Below are 16,425 nucleotides of genomic sequence, written 5' to 3' on the forward strand. Positions count from 1 at the left end.
TCGATCAGCGGTGGGGGCTCGATCAGCGCGGGGTGATCTCGACAAGCTCGATCAGCGGTGGTAGCTCGATCAGCGGTGGGGGCTCGATCAGCGGGGGTAGCTCGATCAGCGGTGGGGAGCGCTCGATCAGCGGTAGGGGCGCTCGATCAGCGAGGGGCATACGATCGGAGCATGACCCGAATCACGCTCAACGGCTCGTCGGTTCTGCACGACGGCGGATTCCCCTACAGCGCTACGGTGAGCGCGGGGCCGCTGCTGTTCACCGCGGGAATCTCGCCGCTCGACGAAGAGGGGGTCGTCGTCGCGGCCAACGACGTTGTCGGGCAGACGCGTCGGTGCCTGCAGAACCTGTCGGCACTGCTGGCCGAGCGCGGCGCGACACCTGCCGATCTCGCCAAGCTGACGATCTATGTCGCCGAGCATCTGCAAGCCGACCTCGCCGTCGCGTGGGAGGCCGTCGTCGCAGAACTCGGCGAGTCGGTTCCGCCGGCCATGATGGTCGGCGTCACGGTGCTGCCGTACGACGAGCAGGTCGTCGAAATCGACGCTGTCGCTGCACTTCCCGCGTGATCGCGGCTCGATGAGCTCTGCGCTCCAGCCACACATCTCCGACGCCGAGCGTCGCGCGCGCCTGATGCGCAGGCACCGACTCGCCGACGACTCCGCGGCCGCGACGCCCGTCGACGTTGCCGAGTCGATGGTCGGGCTACACGCAACCACCTGGTCGACGGTCTACCTGTCGACGTGGGCGCGGATGCCCGACTTCGTGCCCGCCGACCTCGACGCCGCGCTCTACGACGACCGCAGCCTGGTTCGACAACTTGCCATGCGCCGCACCATGTTCGTGTTGCCGAGAGAGACCCTGCGCGACGCCGTCGGCGCTGTCGGCCCGCGCGTCGCGGCGTCGGAGCGTACCAACATGCTGCGAGACCTGCGGCGCAGCAGCGACTTTCCCGACCCTGACGGCTGGATTGACTCGGCGCGGGCGGCGGTGGCGCGGTTGGAGTCCGACGGCGTTCCGCGCAGCACTGCCCAACTGCGCGACGCGCTACCAGAACTCGAGGGTCGCGTGACTGTCGGTACGGGAAAGTCGTGGGGCGGAACGATTCCCATGGCACCGCGAGTGCTGAACATGATGAGCGCGGCAGGCGACATCGTCCGCGGCCCCAATGACGCTCCCTGGCATCGGTCCAAACCGCTGTGGGTCGGGATGGAGCAGTGGCTCGAAGAACCCCTCGATCCACCCGCCGTCGCGACCGGCCACGTCAAAATGATCGACCGGTGGCTGCGGGCCTTCGGTCCCGGCACCGAAACCGACCTCGTCTGGTGGCTCGGCAGTACCAAAACCGCTGTGCGTCAAGCGCTTACGCAGCTCGACGTCGTCGAGGTCAAGCTCGACGACGGATCGGTCGGCTACGTGCACGCCGACGACACCGAACAAGTTGGCGCAGTCGAGCCGCAGGCGGTGCTGCTCCCCGAGCTCGACCCGACGACGATGGGTCACAAGCAGCGCGCCTTCTATCTCGGTGAGCACGGCGCGCACGTCTTCGATTCCAATGGCAACGGCGGGCAAACCGCGTGGTGGGACGGTCGGATCGTCGGAGGTTGGTCGCGCCGGCCGGACGGATCGGTGCAGATCCACCCCTTCGAGCGGCTTCCGCGCGCCGCGACGCGAGCTTTGACATCGCGGGCGGACACACTGGCCGAATGGCTCGGTCACGTGAACCCGCGGCCCGCATACCCGGCGCCGTTCATGCGTGGGGCGCCTCGATGAAAACTGCGGGCCGCTGACCACGACGGGGTGGGTGCTCTCGAACTACACCCACTCGACGAACTGCACGATGATGCCGTTCGGGTCCTCGGTCTGGAAGTAGCGCTCGCCCCAGGGTTCGGTCTCGGGTTCGGTCACCACCTGCGCGCCCGCATCGCGGACGGTGCTGAACACGCCGTCGACGTCGTCGACCACGAATGCCAGGAGCAGTCCATCTCCCGCGCTCCCTGCGCGATGGGCGGGCTTGAAGGTCCCCAGACCGGTCTTGAGGAAGATGACGTTCGGTGTGCCCGCGGGGGCGTCGTCCGGTGCGGCGAGCGAGATGAAGCCGTCGGCCTGCATGGCGACGGTGTAGCCGACGTGGCGGGATAGGAAGTCGGCCGACGCCTGTGGGTTGGGCACGTTGAGGGAGATCGCGGTCGCTGTGACGGGCATGAGGGCCTTTCTCGTATGGGGTACGAGATCCAGTATCCGTATAGTGTACGAAAAGTCAAGGAACGGGAGATGCACTGGTGAGCACCATCGAACTGCTCTGGCGCAAGGTGGTCCCATTGCCTGCGCGGCAGGGAAGGCCGCCGCGATTCACCGCAGACGCTGTCGTCGACTCGGCGATCGTGGTTGCCGACCGAATCGGGTCGCGATTCACCCTTCGCGACGTCGCGCAGGAGCTGGGAGCACCGGTGATGTCGCTGTACTCCTACGTCGACAATCGCGAGCAGCTCGTCGAGCTCATGGTCGACCAGTGTCGTGCAGACATGACGCATTCTGAGTTGACCGGAACATGGCAGTCGCGACTACGACAGGTCGCGGCCGACAACCTGAGCTTGTTCGACCGCCACCCGTGGCTGGTCGACGTCGAGTCCGAACGCGCGATTCTCGGACCGGGAACCCTCGGCAAGTACGAGCGTGAACTCGGCGCCGTCGAGTCTCTCGAGCTCAGCGACGCGGCGAAAGATGCTGCGCTGCAACTGGTACTGAACTTCGTTCGGGCGTCGGCTCGTTCGCTGCATCATGCGATCGCGGAGAGGCGAGAAGAGACCCCCGAGCAGTGGTGGGAGCGGGAGGGCGCGCAGCTCGCGAAACTCGGTGTCGACGAGCGTTATCCGCTGGCATCCCGTATCGGCACGGCCGCGGGGCAAGCGACCGGGGCCGCCGAAAACGCCGATGCCGCTCGCGACTTCGGGTTGTCGGCGCTGATTCTCGGCATCGAGGCGATGGAGTCCTCGGGGGTGTGAATGCCGGGGTGTGAATGCAGCGAGGAGGCCCGAGCGCGACAAACTGCGTACACAATCCGGTCGTCAGCGCGAGGCCACGACAATAATTGTCGCGGCGCCCCGCTGACGTCACAGTTGTGTACGTACCCCATGGACATTCGGGTTCGTGTGTGGGCGTGACGATGAGTTTTCCCGGCCGCGGTGGTCGGTCTCTGTGACCGGACTTCTGCTCGGCCGAACTCGGCTGAAATTCGAGAACAGGGGAACCCATGTCTGAAGCACTCCCACCCGTCGTCGATGCCGACACCTGGCGTCGCGAGCTCGACGACCTGCGCACCCGTGAGAAGGCGGCAACTCGCGAACTCGATGCGATCGCGGCACAGCGTCGTCGAATGCCGATGGTCGAGGTCACCGATCACACGCTCACCGGTCCGGACGGGCCGATCGCGCTCTCGGACATCTTCAACGGTCGCTCGCAGTTGATCGTCTACAACCACATGTGGACCGACGGTGCCACCTTTCAATGCGGCGGTTGCACCGGGTACACCTCGCAGTTCACCCGGCTGGACTTCCTGGACAACTACGATGCGCGTTTCGTGATCGTCACCAACGGACCGATCGACGAGGCGCTGGACTACAAGCGGGCGGGTCGGTAACCAGATGGACTGGTACTCGGCGGCGGGCACGACCTTCGGCGCAGAGTTCGACGCGGCACCCGGCGAGGGCTTCGCCGTCAACGTCTTCCTCCGCGATGGGCAACGGGTCTTCCGTACCTGGCACACCGCCGGTCGCGGCACCGAGCAACTCGGTCATAGCTTCTCGCTCCTCGACATCCTGCCGTGGGGCAGGCAGGAGGAGTGGCAGGACGTGCCCGACGGCTGGCCGCAACGCCCGACGTACTCGGGGTGGGCCGGTTCGGCCGATATCGCGCGCCTCTACGGCGAGGCGTAGGCGAAAGCTCAGGCCGCTCGGCGCTCGGGCGCGGGGTGGATGCGCCTGAACGTGCAGGTCATCGCTCACAGGGAACTGCCAGCCTGTCTCCAGATCGATGGCAGAATCCTGGGGGAAGGTGTATCTGTGAACGAGATGGGTCAGGGAACACACCAGTTGATCAGCAAAGGCACCGGAACCGGGCCGCGAGTGCTCGTCGTCGACGACGAGACCAATATCCGCGAGCTGCTCTCGGTTTCGTTGAAATTCCAAGGGTACGACGTCGAGGTCGCCGCCGGTGGCCCCGAGGCCATCGACAGGTGCCGAACCTACAAACCCGACGTGCTCATCCTCGACGTGATGATGCCCGGCATGGACGGATTCGGCCTGCTGCGCCGGTTGCGTGCCGACGGCGTCGACGCCCCCGCACTGTTCCTGTCGGCGCGCGACAGCGTCGAGGACAAGATCAACGGCCTGACGATCGGCGGAGACGACTACGTCACCAAGCCGTTCAGCCTTGAAGAAGTCGTCGCACGCTTGCAGGTGTTGTTGCGACGCAGCGGATTCGACGCGCGGGCAAAAGAGGCGTCGCGGGTCACGTTCGCTGACATCGAACTCGACGACGAGACACACGAGGTCTGGAAGGCGGGCAAGCTGGTCTCGCTGTCGCCGACGGAGTTCACGTTGCTCCGCTACTTCATGGTGAACGCGGGCACGGTGCTGTCGAAGCCTCGTATTCTCGACCACGTGTGGAACTACGACTTCGGTGGTGAGGTGAACGTCGTCGAATCGTATGTCTCGTACCTGCGTCGCAAACTCGACTTCGGCGAGAAGCCGCTCATCCATACGCTGCGCGGCGTCGGATATGTGATGCGAGAGCCGCGTACCTGATGGTGGCAACGCACCCGCACTCTGCAGCGGCACGCTCCGCTCCGCGGGACGCCGAGTCTGTGGGCGGACTGTCCGCTGCGGTCGTCAGCCGCGCGAAACGCGGTGTACCGCTGCGCATCTCGTTGGTTGCGCTGACCGTTCTGCTGATGGCCATCGGCCTGCTGGTGTCCGGGATCGCCGTGACGTCGGCGATGAAGAGCGACCTGATGTCGCGCACCGACTCCGGCCTCGTCTCGGCCGTCGACACCTGGGCCAAGCCGCGCACACACGTCAGCGACCTGCCCGGTCCTCCGCCTGGGCCGCGCAGGCCGCCGTCGGCCTACTTCGTGGAGAACACGCTGACGAACGGGACGGTGATCTTCAGCAATGACTTCGACGACCAGCCCGCGATCTCCGGGCTGCCCCAAGGTGACTACGGGCCGGTGACGGTCAACTCCGCGGACGGCAACGGGCCGCAGTGGCGGGTGATCAAGCGTTCGAGTCCGGAGGGGCAGTCGATCGTCGCGCTCCCGCTGACGGATGTGAACAAGACCATCTCGCGTCTGCAGTGGCTCGAGTTCGGGATCGGCGCGGCGATCGTCCTCGTCATCGGGGTGCTGAGCTACCTACTCGTCCGCTCCTCGCTGCGGCCGTTGCGTCGCGTCGAGGAGACCGCGCATGCGATCGCGGCGGGCAACCTCAACATGCGTGTACCGTCCGCCGCGCCGAACACCGAGGTCGGCAGCCTGTCGTCGTCGCTGAACACCATGCTCGGCCAGATTCAGCACGCGTTCGCCAAGACCGCCGCATCCGAGCAGCAGGCCAGGGCCTCCGAAGAACAGGCGCGCGCATCCGAGGAGAAGATGCGACGTTTCGTTGCCGACGCCTCCCACGAACTACGCACACCGCTGACTTCCATCAAGGGGTTCGCCGAGTTGTCGCGCAGCGGCGCGCTCCCCGACACCGGAGACGCACTTGCACGCATCGACGACGAGGCAGGCCGAATGGCTCTGCTCGTCGAGGATCTGCTGGTGCTCGCACGTCTCGACGCACACCGGCCGCTGAACTCCGAGCCGGTCGACGTGTTGTCGCTCGCCGCCGACGCCGTGCAGTCGGCCCGCGTCGCGGCACCCGAGCGGAGTATCCGGCTCGAGATCGGCGAGTCCGACGAGCCACCGATGGTCATGGGCGACTCGCCGCGCCTGATGCAGGTGATCCGCAATCTGGTGAACAACGCGGTGGTCCACACACCGAAGGACGCGTCGATCACCGTCGGAGTCGCCGTCGACCGCTCCGGCACTCAGAGCAACGGCACGCCCGTCGACGACGTGGTGATCAGCGTCGCCGACACCGGTCAGGGCCTCGAAGCCGGCGAACTCGAGCACGTATTCGAGCGGTTCTACCGCGGCGACTCCTCGCGCTACCGCGGTGAAGGCGGCGGCAGCGGACTGGGCCTCTCGATCGTGGCAGCTCTCGTCGGTGCTCACGGCGGCCGCGTCGGCGTCGAGTCGACACCCGGCCAGGGCGCACGCTTCTGGGTGCGCCTACCCCGGCTCGCGGCCTGAGCCGCGCCTCGACTGGGCGTTCCGGACCGTCGACTGGGCGCTCGAGCGTGTCGACTGTGCGCTCGGGACTGCCGACTGTGCGCTCGAGACTGCCGACTGTGCGCTCGGGACCGTCGACTGTGCGCTCGAGACTGCCGACTGTGCGTCAGACGAGCCGGTGCAGCCGCGCGAACTCGGCGAGGTCGTCGCGGAATGTGTCGAGCGTTGCGAGCGTGTACATCCCGTCGATCTGGCGGTCGGCCCATAGCTGGTGGATGCGGCGGAGGTCGGACTGCCGCGACTTCCAGCCGATTCCGTCGATGACCGCCAGAACCACCTGGCGCGGAAGCCGAACTTCGGCCATCTCCTCGATCTCGCGCACGGCGTCGGTCAGCTTGCTGCCGGTCGAGTCGAAACCCTTTGCGGCGACGACGATGTCGGCGGCTCCCTCGTGTCCGACGATCAGGTCGGCGGGGGCGTCGCGCCCGCCTCGTCCGGAAAATCGGGAGCGGGTCACGTAGGGGAGTCCGAGATCGCGGGCGATCGCCTCGATCTCGTCCTCGATGTGTCTGCCCGACGCTCCCGCACGTGTGGCCGTCGCGCGCGTACCCGACCGCGCGACGAGGATGTCGGCAAACGTGTACGTCCGTGCCATCTGCACTCGCAGCATTCGGACCAGGTCGAACTCCCGGTCCATCCAACTGACCAGCTCGTACGGCTGTGTGCGCGCAACCTTCTGCCACGACGACGTCCCGAACTCGTGCCGCAGGTTGTTGCGCAACTTCTCCTGCGAGAGGCCGACGGCCAGCCGCAGGATGCTGTCTTCATCGGCATGATCGCGCGCCCAGACGGCGAGTCCCGTGAGGTCGGTGTCGAGTACCTCGGTCAGCGTCTCGACGGCGTCGACGATCTTCTCCGCATCCGGGGTCGACGCCGTCGGGTCGACATGAGCGGTCAGCCGACCCAGCGTCGACAAATAGTCGTCGAACTCTCCCGCGTCACTCATCGTCGTCGATCCCTGCGTGTGTCAAAGATGTTGTATTTCAATGATTTTCAGTCTCGACCGATGAACAGGTACTCGCTCACGTCGCGACGGGTCGCGGCGGCGTGGGTGCCGAAGCTGTACCTGTGGTCGATCGCGATGACCTCGACCGACGGCTTGACCTTGCCCAACAGGTCGACGATGCGGTCGGCGCCGGGCAGGGCGTTCGACGAATAGGACAGCACGATCGCGCCTGCGTCCTCGAAGTGCTCGAATGTGCGGACCAGAGCGTCGTCGATGGTTCGCTTGTAGGCGAACGGGGTGAACCGCTTCGGCAACTTCTTGGTCTTGGTGTTCTCCATGATGCTCATGCCCTCCCAGTAGACCGAGAGGCCTTCGAGAAAGTGGTAGCGCTTGATGTAGTCGTTGTCGTCGGTGGGCGGTGCGTAGGGAGGGTCGAGGTAGACGAGGTCGGGTGCGGCGTCGAACAGCGGTGTGACGTCGAGCTCGAAGACGTCGCCGCAACTGCTGCGATGTTTGCGTCCGTTGCTGAAGACCGTCGAGTTGTACTCCGACGCCGCGCGCAGCCGGAAGTGGTCGCGCAGCGACATGCGCAGGTCGCGGCGGCCGTCGGCGTAGCGGGTGGAGTCGGTGAACGTGAAGACGCCGCGTGGCTGCTTACGTGCTGCGGAGAGGACGAGGGCGGAGATGGCGAGGTCGCGGCGGTACCCACGCAGCCGCGCTATGTGTGACCACGCGGAATCGAGGAAGGCGCGGTCGGCGGCGTCGAAGTAGAGGCCGTCGAACGTGCTGCGGATGAAGTCGCGGTCGTCGAGGGGCGGTCCGCAGATCTCGTCGATCAACTCGGGCTCGAGGCGCACCGACGAATTCGCGACCGTCGCGCGGGCGATGATGCTCGGAAAGTTCAGAAAGTCGTTGCTCGCAACGGAGAAGCCCTGAGCTTTCAGCAGATACGACACCACGCCCGACCCGGAGAACGCGTCGACAGCGGTGGTTCCGCCAATCTCGGCAAACGTCCGCTCGAGGTGCGGCACGAGCCGGTACTTGGAGCCCATGTACCGCAAGCGGGGGAAGCGCTGCGCGCGCGCCACCACCTCTGCGGAACCGACCGGCCGCGTCCCGGACGACGATGCAGACTGCGTCGGGGGCGCGGCGTCGGTGAACTCTCGACGACTCACAGGAAAAGAATGTCACGGCCCACCGACAAGATCGCAGGCAACACGACCCGATCCCCGACAACACCCGCAGGATTGCCGACAACACCCGCAGGATTGCCGCCCGACCGCCATAGACTGTCCTCATGGCATCGGTATTCACCAAGATCATCAACGGAGAACTGCCCGGTCGATTCGTGTGGAAGGACGGCCAGGCGGTCGCATTCCTCACCATCGAGCCGGTGACCGAGGGCCACGTCCTGGTCGTGCCGCGCAAGGAGGTCGATCACTGGGAGCAGATGGACACGGCGTCGTTCACTCATCTGGCCGACGTCGCGCAGCAGGTCGGCCGCGCAGTCAAAGCCGCGTTCGACGCTCCGCGCATGGGTCTGCTCATCGCCGGGCTCGAGATCCCGCACGTCCACCTCCATGTGTTCCCCGCCAAGAGCATGGAGACGTTCGACCTCAGCAAGGCTCGCAAAGACATCACGCCCGAGGAACTCGACGCCGACGCGGAGAAGATCCGCGCCGCGCTCCGGGCCACCGGCTACGGCGAGTACGTCGCCGACTGAGCGTCCGCAGCGCACACTCGACACTCTCGAGCGCCCGCTCGGCAGTCTCGAGCGCCCAGTCGGCAGTCTCGAGCGCACACTCGACACTCTCGAGCGCCCAGTCGGCAGTCTCGAGCGCCCAGTCGGCAGTCTCGAGCGCCCGGTCGGCACCGGCCGGCCGGTCAGACGCTCCGGTGGATCAGCAGCGGCATGACCGCGGTGGCGCCAGCCTCACGCAGTGTGGCGGCGGCGAGTGTGATCGCCCACCCCGACCGCGACTCGTCGACGACGAGCAGCACGTTCTGACCCGCGACCTCCGGGGGCGGTTCGCCGAGGTGGTCGCGCCAGTAGGCGGCCTCGACGGCGCCGGGTGCGTCGCGATCGGGTGGGTTGCCCTGTCGCACCGGTAGATGTCCGCCCGGCCGCTTGCCGACGACGCGTAAATGTTCGGCGAGTTGATCGGCCAGGTTGGTGCCGGTCAGGCGCAGCGACATGATGATGTCGGGTCGCACTCCCGACTGCCGCACCCACGACGACAGTGTCGCCACGGCGGCGTCGCCGAGGTCGGCCAGTGCCTGCGGATCGGCGGCGCGAGCGGCGGTGAGGAGGTCGGTCCACTCCGGGGCGTCGGCGTGTGCCAGCACTCGTCCCGGTTCGGCGGCGAGGTCGGCGGCGATGCGGCCGCGACGTCCGAAATCGCCACCTGGCCACATCTTTCGTGGTTCGAGAATCTGCGCGGAACGTCGGAGGTCGCCGGTGATCGCCCGCACGATGGCGGGATCGACGTCGGCGGTCAGCGGCGGGGTCAGAGCTCCCGTGCACACGGAGCAACGTCCGCACGGTTGCGCCTGCGGGTCGTCGAGCGACTCGGTGAGCAACTGCATCAGACATTGTCGGCCTGCGATGTAGCTGCGCATGATGTCGGCTTCGCGACGTCGAACCGCGACGACGCCGTCGTAGTGGGCGGCGTCGAACGTCCACGGCGTACTCGTCGCCGACCATCCGTCCGGCCCGCGTTCGGTGGCGCCGTCGACCGCAAGCTGCTTGAGCATCAACTCGATTCGACCTCGACGCTGCCCGGTCGCCGCCTCCAGGGCAGGCACCGACATCGGCCCGTCGGCCTCGCGCAACGCCGAGAGCACGGACTCCATCTTCACCGGATCAGGGATGGTGGCGGTCGCGAAGTAGTCCCACACCGAGTTGTCGGTGGCCGACGCCAACAGCATCACGACGGCGTCGTCGAGTGCGCGGCCCGCACGCCCGACCTGCTGGTAGTACGACACCGGCGACGGCGGCGATCCGACATGCACCACGAACCCGAGATCTGGCTTGTCGTAACCCATTCCGAGCGCAGACGTCGCGACGAGCGCCTTGACCTCGTTGCGCAGCAGGGCGTCTTCGAGATGGTGCCTGCGGTCGGCGTCGAGCTGCCCGGTGTATGCCTCGACGGCCAGCGAATCGCCGTGTATCGCGCGAATCGCGTCGACGAGGCGCTCGGCGTCGGCGACGGTGAGCACGTACACGATGCCTGAACCGGGGAGTTCCGGCAGGTGCTGTGCGACCCATCCATACCGCCCGATCGGTGACAGTCCGTCGATCACGTTCAGGTGCAACGATTTTCGCGCGAGCGGACCGCGCAGCACCAGCGTCTCGGACTGCTCGCCGCCTGCGCTGAGTTGCGCGGCGACGTCGTCGGTGACCCGACTGTTCGCCGTGGCCGTGGTCGCGAGGACAGGAGTCTGCGGGTTGAGCGACTGCAGGACATCGGAGACCCGGCGGTAGTCGGGGCGAAAATCGTGACCCCAGTCGGAGATCGCGTGCGCCTCGTCGATGACGAGCAGGCCCAGTTCGCCCGACAGCGCGTCGAGCACACGCCTTCCGAATCCCGGATTGGCGAGACGTTCCGGCGAGACGAGCAGAACGTCGAGCTCGCCGGAGCGCAACGACGCCTCGATCGCCGACCAGTCGTCGACGTTCGACGAATTGAGCGTCGCCGCCCGCAGTCCCGCGCGCTCTGCCGCCGACACCTGATCGCGCATCAGCGACAACAGTGGCGACACGATCAACGTCGGACCCCGCCGGTGAGACCGCAGGATCGCCGTCGCAGTCCAATACACCGCCGACTTTCCCCACCCCGTCGCCTGCACCACGAGTACGCGCGGCCCGCTCGCTTCGCTCCCGGCCCCCGAACTCCCGACCAACCCGACCACCGCGCTGAGCTGGTCGTCGCGCAGGCGCGCGCCGTCGCCCGCGAGGCTGGTGATGACCGCGTCGGCGACGGCTTGGTCGTCGTCGGACAGTCCTACCGATGTTCCCGTCATGCCCGCCAATCTAGTGACGTCCACCGACGAGGTTCTTTTCGCAGGCCAGACGCTCACAGGAAGCTGGCAGGTTCGACGCAGAGTTGCTGCAGTTTGGCACCCGAATCTGTACTCATGACGACAGAAGCCCTCCCGCAGGCCGCGGCACCCGTGACGATCGTCGCCGACACATCGGTCACCGCTCCGGTACTCGACATCGTCGTGCCGGTCTACAACGAAGAGAACGACATCGCGCGGTGCCTGCGCCGCCTCCACGACCACCTGCGCGCACACGTCCCGTTCACTGCGCGCATCACCGTCGCCGACAACGCGAGCACCGACGCGACCGTCGCGATCGCAGCGGAACTCGCGGGTGAACTCGGCGACATCCGGGTGGCGCACCTCGACGAGAAGGGTCGCGGTAGGGCACTCAAGACAGTGTGGACACGCAGCGACGCACGGATCGTCGCCTACTGCGATGTGGATCTGTCCACCGACCTCAACGCGCTGATGCCACTCATCGCGCCGCTGGAGTCCGGGCACTCCGACATCTCGATCGGCTCCCGACTATCCCGCGGCTCACGCGTGGTACGTGGCACCAAACGCGAATTCGTCTCGCGCTCATACAATCTCATTCTTCGTACGACGATGCGCGCCAAGTTCTCCGACGCCCAGTGCGGCTTCAAGGCGATGCGCACCGACATCGCCCGTCAGGTGTTGCCCTACGTCGAGGACACGGGCTGGTTCTTCGACACCGAACTGCTCGTGCTCGGTGAGCGAATCGGGCTGCGGATCGCCGAGGTCCCCGTCGATTGGGTCGACGACCCGAACAGCACCGTCGACATCGTGTCCACCGCGGTCGACGATCTCAAGGGCTGCGCCCGCGTGGGCTACGCGCTGGCCCGGGGCCGACTGCCCATCGCCGAACTGCGTTCGACGGTCGGCCGTGAGCGCGCGGCCGGTCCCGACATCGCGGGTGTGCCGCCGGGCATGGTCGGTCAGCTCGTCCGGTTCTGCGTCGTCGGGGTGGCGTCGACGGCCGCGTATACGGTGCTCTACCTGCTGCTGCACTCGATCCTCGGTGCGCAGGTCTCCAACTTCGTCGCACTCGCGGTGACCGCGGTGCTCAACACCGCGGCCAACCGCAAGTTCAGCTTCGGTGTGCACGGCCGCGAGGATGCTCTCAAACATCAGCTCTTCGGGTTCGGCGTGTTCCTGTTCGGCTGGGCGGTCACCGCGGGGGCACTCGCAGGGCTGCACGCCTACGCGCCGGGAGCGTCGAAGCATGTCGAACTCGTCGTGCTGATCGTCGCCAATCTGGTCGCCACGGCGACCCGCTTCGTCGGATTGCGGTGGGTGTTCCGTGCTCACCTGCGACGCACCGCAGAGGCAACGGAATGACGTCCCACCGCATTCACGAGGCCGGTCACACTGAGGTCAGACACACCGGGGTCAAACGCACCGGGGCCAGCCGCTCCACCGAGCAAGAATCGAGACGATGACCACCACAGCAGAATCGGCGACGGCCCCGGACTCCCGGGGCCGTGCGCCTGTCGACACCACGGCCGGTTCGACGGTACGCACGACGCTCTGGGAGCGCGGATCGCTCGCCGTCCTACTGATCGCGACGACGATCATCAACCTCTGGAACCTCTCGGCGAACGGTTGGGCCAACTCGTTCTACTCCGCGGCGATCCAGGCCGGGTCGCAGTCGTGGAAGGCATGGTTCTTCGGGTCGTCGGATATGGCGAACTCGATCACGGTCGACAAACCGCCTGCGTCGCTGTGGATTCCGGCGCTGTCGGTGCGGATCTTCGGATTGAACTCGTGGGCGATCCTGGTGCCCAACGCCTTGATGGGCGTGGCTTCGGTGGCATTGCTCTACTGGATGACGCGCAGGTACTTCGGGCACTGGGCAGGCATCCTCGCCGGTGCGACGTTGGCGCTCACCCCTGTCGCCGCGATGATGTTCCGGTTCAACAATCCCGAGGCGCTGCTCATCCTGTTGATGATCGCCGCGGTCTGGGCGTGTCTGAAAGCCGTTGAGACAGGCCGGCTTCGGTGGATGATCCTGGTCGGCGTGTTCGTCGGGTTCGGCTTCCTCACCAAGCAGTTGCAGGTGATGCTGATCGTGCCGGGACTTGCGATCACCTACTTCGCATTCGGTCCCGGCGGGTGGGGCAGGCGCCTCGCGCACTGCTTCGCCGCACTCGGTGCGATGATTGTCAGCGCGGGTTGGTGGCTGCTCGCCGTCGCGCTGTGGCCGGTGTCGTCGCGACCGTGGATCGGCGGATCACAGAACAACTCCGTGATGGAATTGACGTTGGGCTACAACGGTTTCGGACGCCTCAGTGGCAACGAGACCGGTAGCGTCGGGCCGGGCATGGGACGCGGTTCCTACGGTGGTTCGGCAGCGGGGCCCGGCGGAATGGGTGCCGATTTCGCGGGACCGGGCGCGCCCGGTGGCCGCGGTGGCATGTGGGGACAGCCCGGACTACTGCGAATGTTCCAGCCCGAGCAGGGTGGTCAGATCGCCTGGCTGATTCCGTCGGCACTGGTGCTCGGTATCGCTGCGCTGATCATCATCGGTCGGGCCAAGCGCACCGACACGCGACGCGCCTACCTCGTCGTGTGGGGGCTCTGGCTGCTCGTGACGATGGCCGTGTTCAGCTTCATGGCGGGCATCTTCCTTAGCTACTACACCGCTGCCCTCGCGCCGGCCGTCGCCGCCGTGCTCGCCGGTGGCGCCGCGGTGGCCTGGCGTGCACGCGACAAGGTGTGGGTCCGGTGTGTGCTTGCCGCCGCAGTGTGGATTGCTGCGATCTGGGGCTTCGCACTCCTCGCGCGGTCGTCGGACTTCGTGCCGTGGCTGCGCTACGTGGTGCTGTTCCTCGGGATCGTCGGGGGTGCTGCGATGTTGTTCGCGCAACGCGCCTACCTCGGTGCGCTCGCGATCGCGATGTCGGTGATCGCCGCACTCGCAGGCCCGTTCGCCTACACCGTCGACACCATCACCACGGCCAAGCAGGGCTCGATCATCAGCGCCGGACCGCGGGTCGAGGGCGGATTCGGTCCCGGAATGCGCGGCGGACCGGGCGGAATGCGCGGCGGCGGAGCCGGATTCGGCGGACAGCGTGGAGGCAGCCAGGGCGGATTCGGCGGCCCGGGTATGGGCGGGCAAGGCCATGGCCAAGGTCACGGCATGGGCCAAGGTCAAGGCCAGAGCATGGGTATGCCGCCCGGCATGGCCGCGGGCGCCGGGTACGCGGGAATGCGTGGCGGAATGGGTGGGCCGGGTGGCGGTCTGCTGATGGGATCGAAGCCAAGCGCCGAGATGCTCGCGCTGTTGAAATCCGACGCCGAGAAGTACACGTGGGTCGCCGCGGCGGTCGGATCGAACACCGCGTCGGGCTACCAGCTCGAATCGGGCTACTCGGTGATGCCGATCGGCGGCTTCAACGGCACCGATCCGTCGCCGACGCTCGCACAGTTCCAGAAGCTGGTGGAGCAGAAGAAGATCCACTACTTCATCGGTGGCGGTGGATTCGGTGGTGGCGGATTCGGTGGGGGTTCGGACAGCAGCAGGCCGTCGAGTCAGATCACCACGTGGGTGGAGCAGAACTTCACCGCGAAGACGGTCGACGGTGTGACGGTGTACGACCTGACCGCTCCCAAGTAGTCGCCCGGCGTCGACGTCGGGAACTCGAAAGGCGGGAGTGAATAGACAACCAGGCGTTGCGATTGCTCCGGTCTGGTTTGAGTGACCTGACGTCGACGCCCCTCGACGTTAAGGTTCTGATCGTGGCATTGACGATCGGACATCGACTGAGTCGGATGACGGGCCGGGACCCGCACGAGGAACGACGCTCGGCGACCAACCTCGAGTTGTTCTTCGACCTCGTTTTCGTGGTGATCTTCTCGGTGCCGGGTACGCAGGTGGCCCACTACCTCGCGGAAGGTCACTGGCGCACCGCCTTCTTCGGATACGTCCTGTGCACGTTCGCCGCGATCTGGGCGTGGATCAACTTCAGTTGGTTCGCCTCCGCATTCGACACCGACGACTGGTTCTTCCGTGTCATGGTGCTGGTGCAGATGGTCGGCGTCGCGATCCTCGCGTTGGGGGTCGCGCCGGTGTTCAGCTCGATCGACAACAACCAGCACGTCGACATCCGCGTCGTCGTCATCGGGTACGTGGTCATGCGTCTGGGGTTGGTCACCCAGTGGCTGCGCGCGGCGTCGCAGAGTCCGCGATACCGCAAGACCTGTCTGACCTATGCGTTGATGATCCTCATCGCTCAGATCCTGTGGGTGATCGTCGCGATCGTCGACCTGTCGCTGTGGCCGACGATCATCGCGATCGCAGTGTGCGCGTTCGTCGAATATCTCGGGCCGTACGTGGCGGAGACGCGTTTCACCTCGACGCCGTGGCATCCACATCACATCGCCGAGCGCTATTCGGCACTGACCATCGTCACCCTCGGCGAAGGTGTCGTCGGCACCGTGGCGATCTTGCAGGCGGTGGTCGAGGAAGAGGGTTGGACGACCGAGTCGGCGGTCTTCGGCCTCTCCGCGATGGTCATGATCTTCGCGATGTGGTGGATCTATTTCACCGTCCCGGTCGGCGACGCGCTGCATCTCAACCAGAGCAAGTGCTTTCAGTGGGGCTATGGACACACCGTGATCTTCATGTCGGCCGCGGCAACCGGAGCAGGCCTCGAGGTGGCAGCACTCTGGACCGAGCACGAGGCGAAGATCAGCGCGGGTGCCGTCGTGGCATGCGTCGCGGTGCCATTGGGTATCTACTGTCTGTCTGTTCTCGGCATGTACGACTACCTGGTGAAATTCGACCCGGTCTCGCTGCTGTGCGCGGTCGGGGCCGTTGCGCTACTCGTCGCCGGGGTGTGGATGGCCTTCGCCGGGGTCTCGCTGACGATCTCCGTCGTGGTGGTCGCGTTGGCGCCGGTCTTCATCGTGATCGTCGACGAGGCGTTTCGCGTGCCGCGGCGCGCGCAAGCGCTCGTCGACATGGGACTCGACGTCGTGGTGTCGTGACGTTGCTCGGCCGCGTCGACGCCGCCCCACCTGTGC

At 66.4% G+C, this 16,425-nt stretch carries 14 protein-coding genes and 1 pseudogene; 10 read left to right on the top strand and 5 right to left on the bottom strand.

All coding sequences use genetic code 11. The annotated features are described in order from the left end of the window. Nucleotides 1–22 precede the first annotated feature (22 nt). Nucleotides 23–160 (bottom strand): hypothetical protein, encoded by a 138-nt coding sequence (locus GOSPT_RS23925; RefSeq protein WP_156527335.1) that lies wholly within the window; start codon nucleotides 158–160, stop codon nucleotides 23–25. An 11-nt stretch (nucleotides 161–171) separates the two neighbouring features. On the opposite strand from GOSPT_RS23925, the gene GOSPT_RS15820 reads away from it, so the two are divergent. Continuing rightward, nucleotides 172–570 carry a RidA family protein gene (locus tag GOSPT_RS15820; protein WP_005207413.1) on the top strand — a complete coding sequence of 133 codons (399 nt, stop codon included), beginning with the start codon at nucleotides 172–174 and terminating at the stop codon, nucleotides 568–570. Between the two features lie 10 nt (nucleotides 571–580). After that, nucleotides 581–1,774 (top strand): winged helix DNA-binding domain-containing protein, encoded by a 1,194-nt coding sequence (locus GOSPT_RS15825; protein ID WP_005207414.1) that lies wholly within the window; start codon nucleotides 581–583, stop codon nucleotides 1,772–1,774. 42 nt (nucleotides 1,775–1,816) lie between these two features. Here the strand turns inward: GOSPT_RS15825 and GOSPT_RS15830 are convergent, their stop codons facing one another. Then, a complete protein-coding gene (locus tag GOSPT_RS15830; RefSeq protein ID WP_005207415.1) occupies nucleotides 1,817–2,206 on the bottom strand; it encodes a VOC family protein in 390 nt (129 codons plus the stop codon). A 77-nt stretch (nucleotides 2,207–2,283) separates the two neighbouring features. Between GOSPT_RS15830 and GOSPT_RS15835 the strand changes: the two genes are divergently transcribed. The 4 genes and pseudogenes from GOSPT_RS15835 (at nucleotide 2,284) to GOSPT_RS15850 (ending at nucleotide 6,350) form a co-directional block, all read left to right on the top strand. Continuing rightward, complete coding sequence (locus tag GOSPT_RS15835) at nucleotides 2,284–3,006, top strand: TetR/AcrR family transcriptional regulator (RefSeq protein WP_005207416.1); 723 nt, start codon at nucleotides 2,284–2,286, stop codon at nucleotides 3,004–3,006. A 248-nt stretch (nucleotides 3,007–3,254) separates the two neighbouring features. Then, a pseudogene (locus GOSPT_RS15840) lies at nucleotides 3,255–3,936 on the top strand (DUF899 domain-containing protein). A gap of 135 nt (nucleotides 3,937–4,071) precedes the next feature. Further along, a complete protein-coding gene (locus GOSPT_RS15845) occupies nucleotides 4,072–4,806 on the top strand; it encodes a response regulator transcription factor (RefSeq protein ID WP_039856290.1) in 735 nt (244 codons plus the stop codon). Continuing rightward, entirely contained in the window at nucleotides 4,806–6,350 is a 1,545-nt protein-coding gene (locus GOSPT_RS15850; RefSeq protein WP_005207420.1) for a sensor histidine kinase, read from the top strand. The genes GOSPT_RS15845 and GOSPT_RS15850 overlap by 1 nt, the downstream gene beginning before the upstream one ends. A gap of 145 nt (nucleotides 6,351–6,495) precedes the next feature. Here the strand turns inward: GOSPT_RS15850 and GOSPT_RS15855 are convergent, their stop codons facing one another. After that, a complete protein-coding gene (locus tag GOSPT_RS15855) occupies nucleotides 6,496–7,335 on the bottom strand; it encodes a hypothetical protein (RefSeq protein WP_005207421.1) in 840 nt (279 codons plus the stop codon). Nucleotides 7,336–7,382: 47 nt separating this feature from the next. Beyond that, nucleotides 7,383–8,510 (bottom strand): DNA adenine methylase, encoded by a 1,128-nt coding sequence (locus GOSPT_RS15860; protein WP_005207422.1) that lies wholly within the window; start codon nucleotides 8,508–8,510, stop codon nucleotides 7,383–7,385. Nucleotides 8,511–8,632: 122 nt separating this feature from the next. On the opposite strand from GOSPT_RS15860, the gene GOSPT_RS15865 reads away from it, so the two are divergent. Beyond that, nucleotides 8,633–9,058: an HIT family protein gene (locus GOSPT_RS15865; protein ID WP_005207423.1), complete on the top strand. Its 426-nt coding sequence runs from the start codon at nucleotides 8,633–8,635 to the stop codon at nucleotides 9,056–9,058. A 161-nt stretch (nucleotides 9,059–9,219) separates the two neighbouring features. On the opposite strand, the gene GOSPT_RS15870 is transcribed toward GOSPT_RS15865, so the two are convergent. After that, nucleotides 9,220–11,358 (bottom strand): RecQ family ATP-dependent DNA helicase, encoded by a 2,139-nt coding sequence (locus GOSPT_RS15870; RefSeq protein WP_039856274.1) that lies wholly within the window; start codon nucleotides 11,356–11,358, stop codon nucleotides 9,220–9,222. A gap of 114 nt (nucleotides 11,359–11,472) precedes the next feature. On the opposite strand from GOSPT_RS15870, the gene GOSPT_RS15875 reads away from it, so the two are divergent. From GOSPT_RS15875 to GOSPT_RS15885, 3 genes are all read left to right on the top strand, one after another. Continuing rightward, nucleotides 11,473–12,738, top strand: coding sequence for a bifunctional glycosyltransferase family 2/GtrA family protein (locus GOSPT_RS15875; RefSeq protein WP_005207425.1), 1,266 nt, complete (start codon nucleotides 11,473–11,475; stop codon nucleotides 12,736–12,738). A gap of 97 nt (nucleotides 12,739–12,835) precedes the next feature. Then, complete coding sequence (locus tag GOSPT_RS15880; RefSeq protein ID WP_005207426.1) at nucleotides 12,836–15,016, top strand: ArnT family glycosyltransferase; 2,181 nt, start codon at nucleotides 12,836–12,838, stop codon at nucleotides 15,014–15,016. Nucleotides 15,017–15,171: 155 nt separating this feature from the next. After that, a complete protein-coding gene (locus GOSPT_RS15885) occupies nucleotides 15,172–16,389 on the top strand; it encodes a low temperature requirement protein A (protein ID WP_039856294.1) in 1,218 nt (405 codons plus the stop codon). Nucleotides 16,390–16,425 lie beyond the last annotated feature (36 nt).

It is taken from the genome of Gordonia sputi NBRC 100414, from assembly GCF_000248055.1.
Classification (GTDB): domain Bacteria; phylum Actinomycetota; class Actinomycetes; order Mycobacteriales; family Mycobacteriaceae; genus Gordonia; species Gordonia sputi.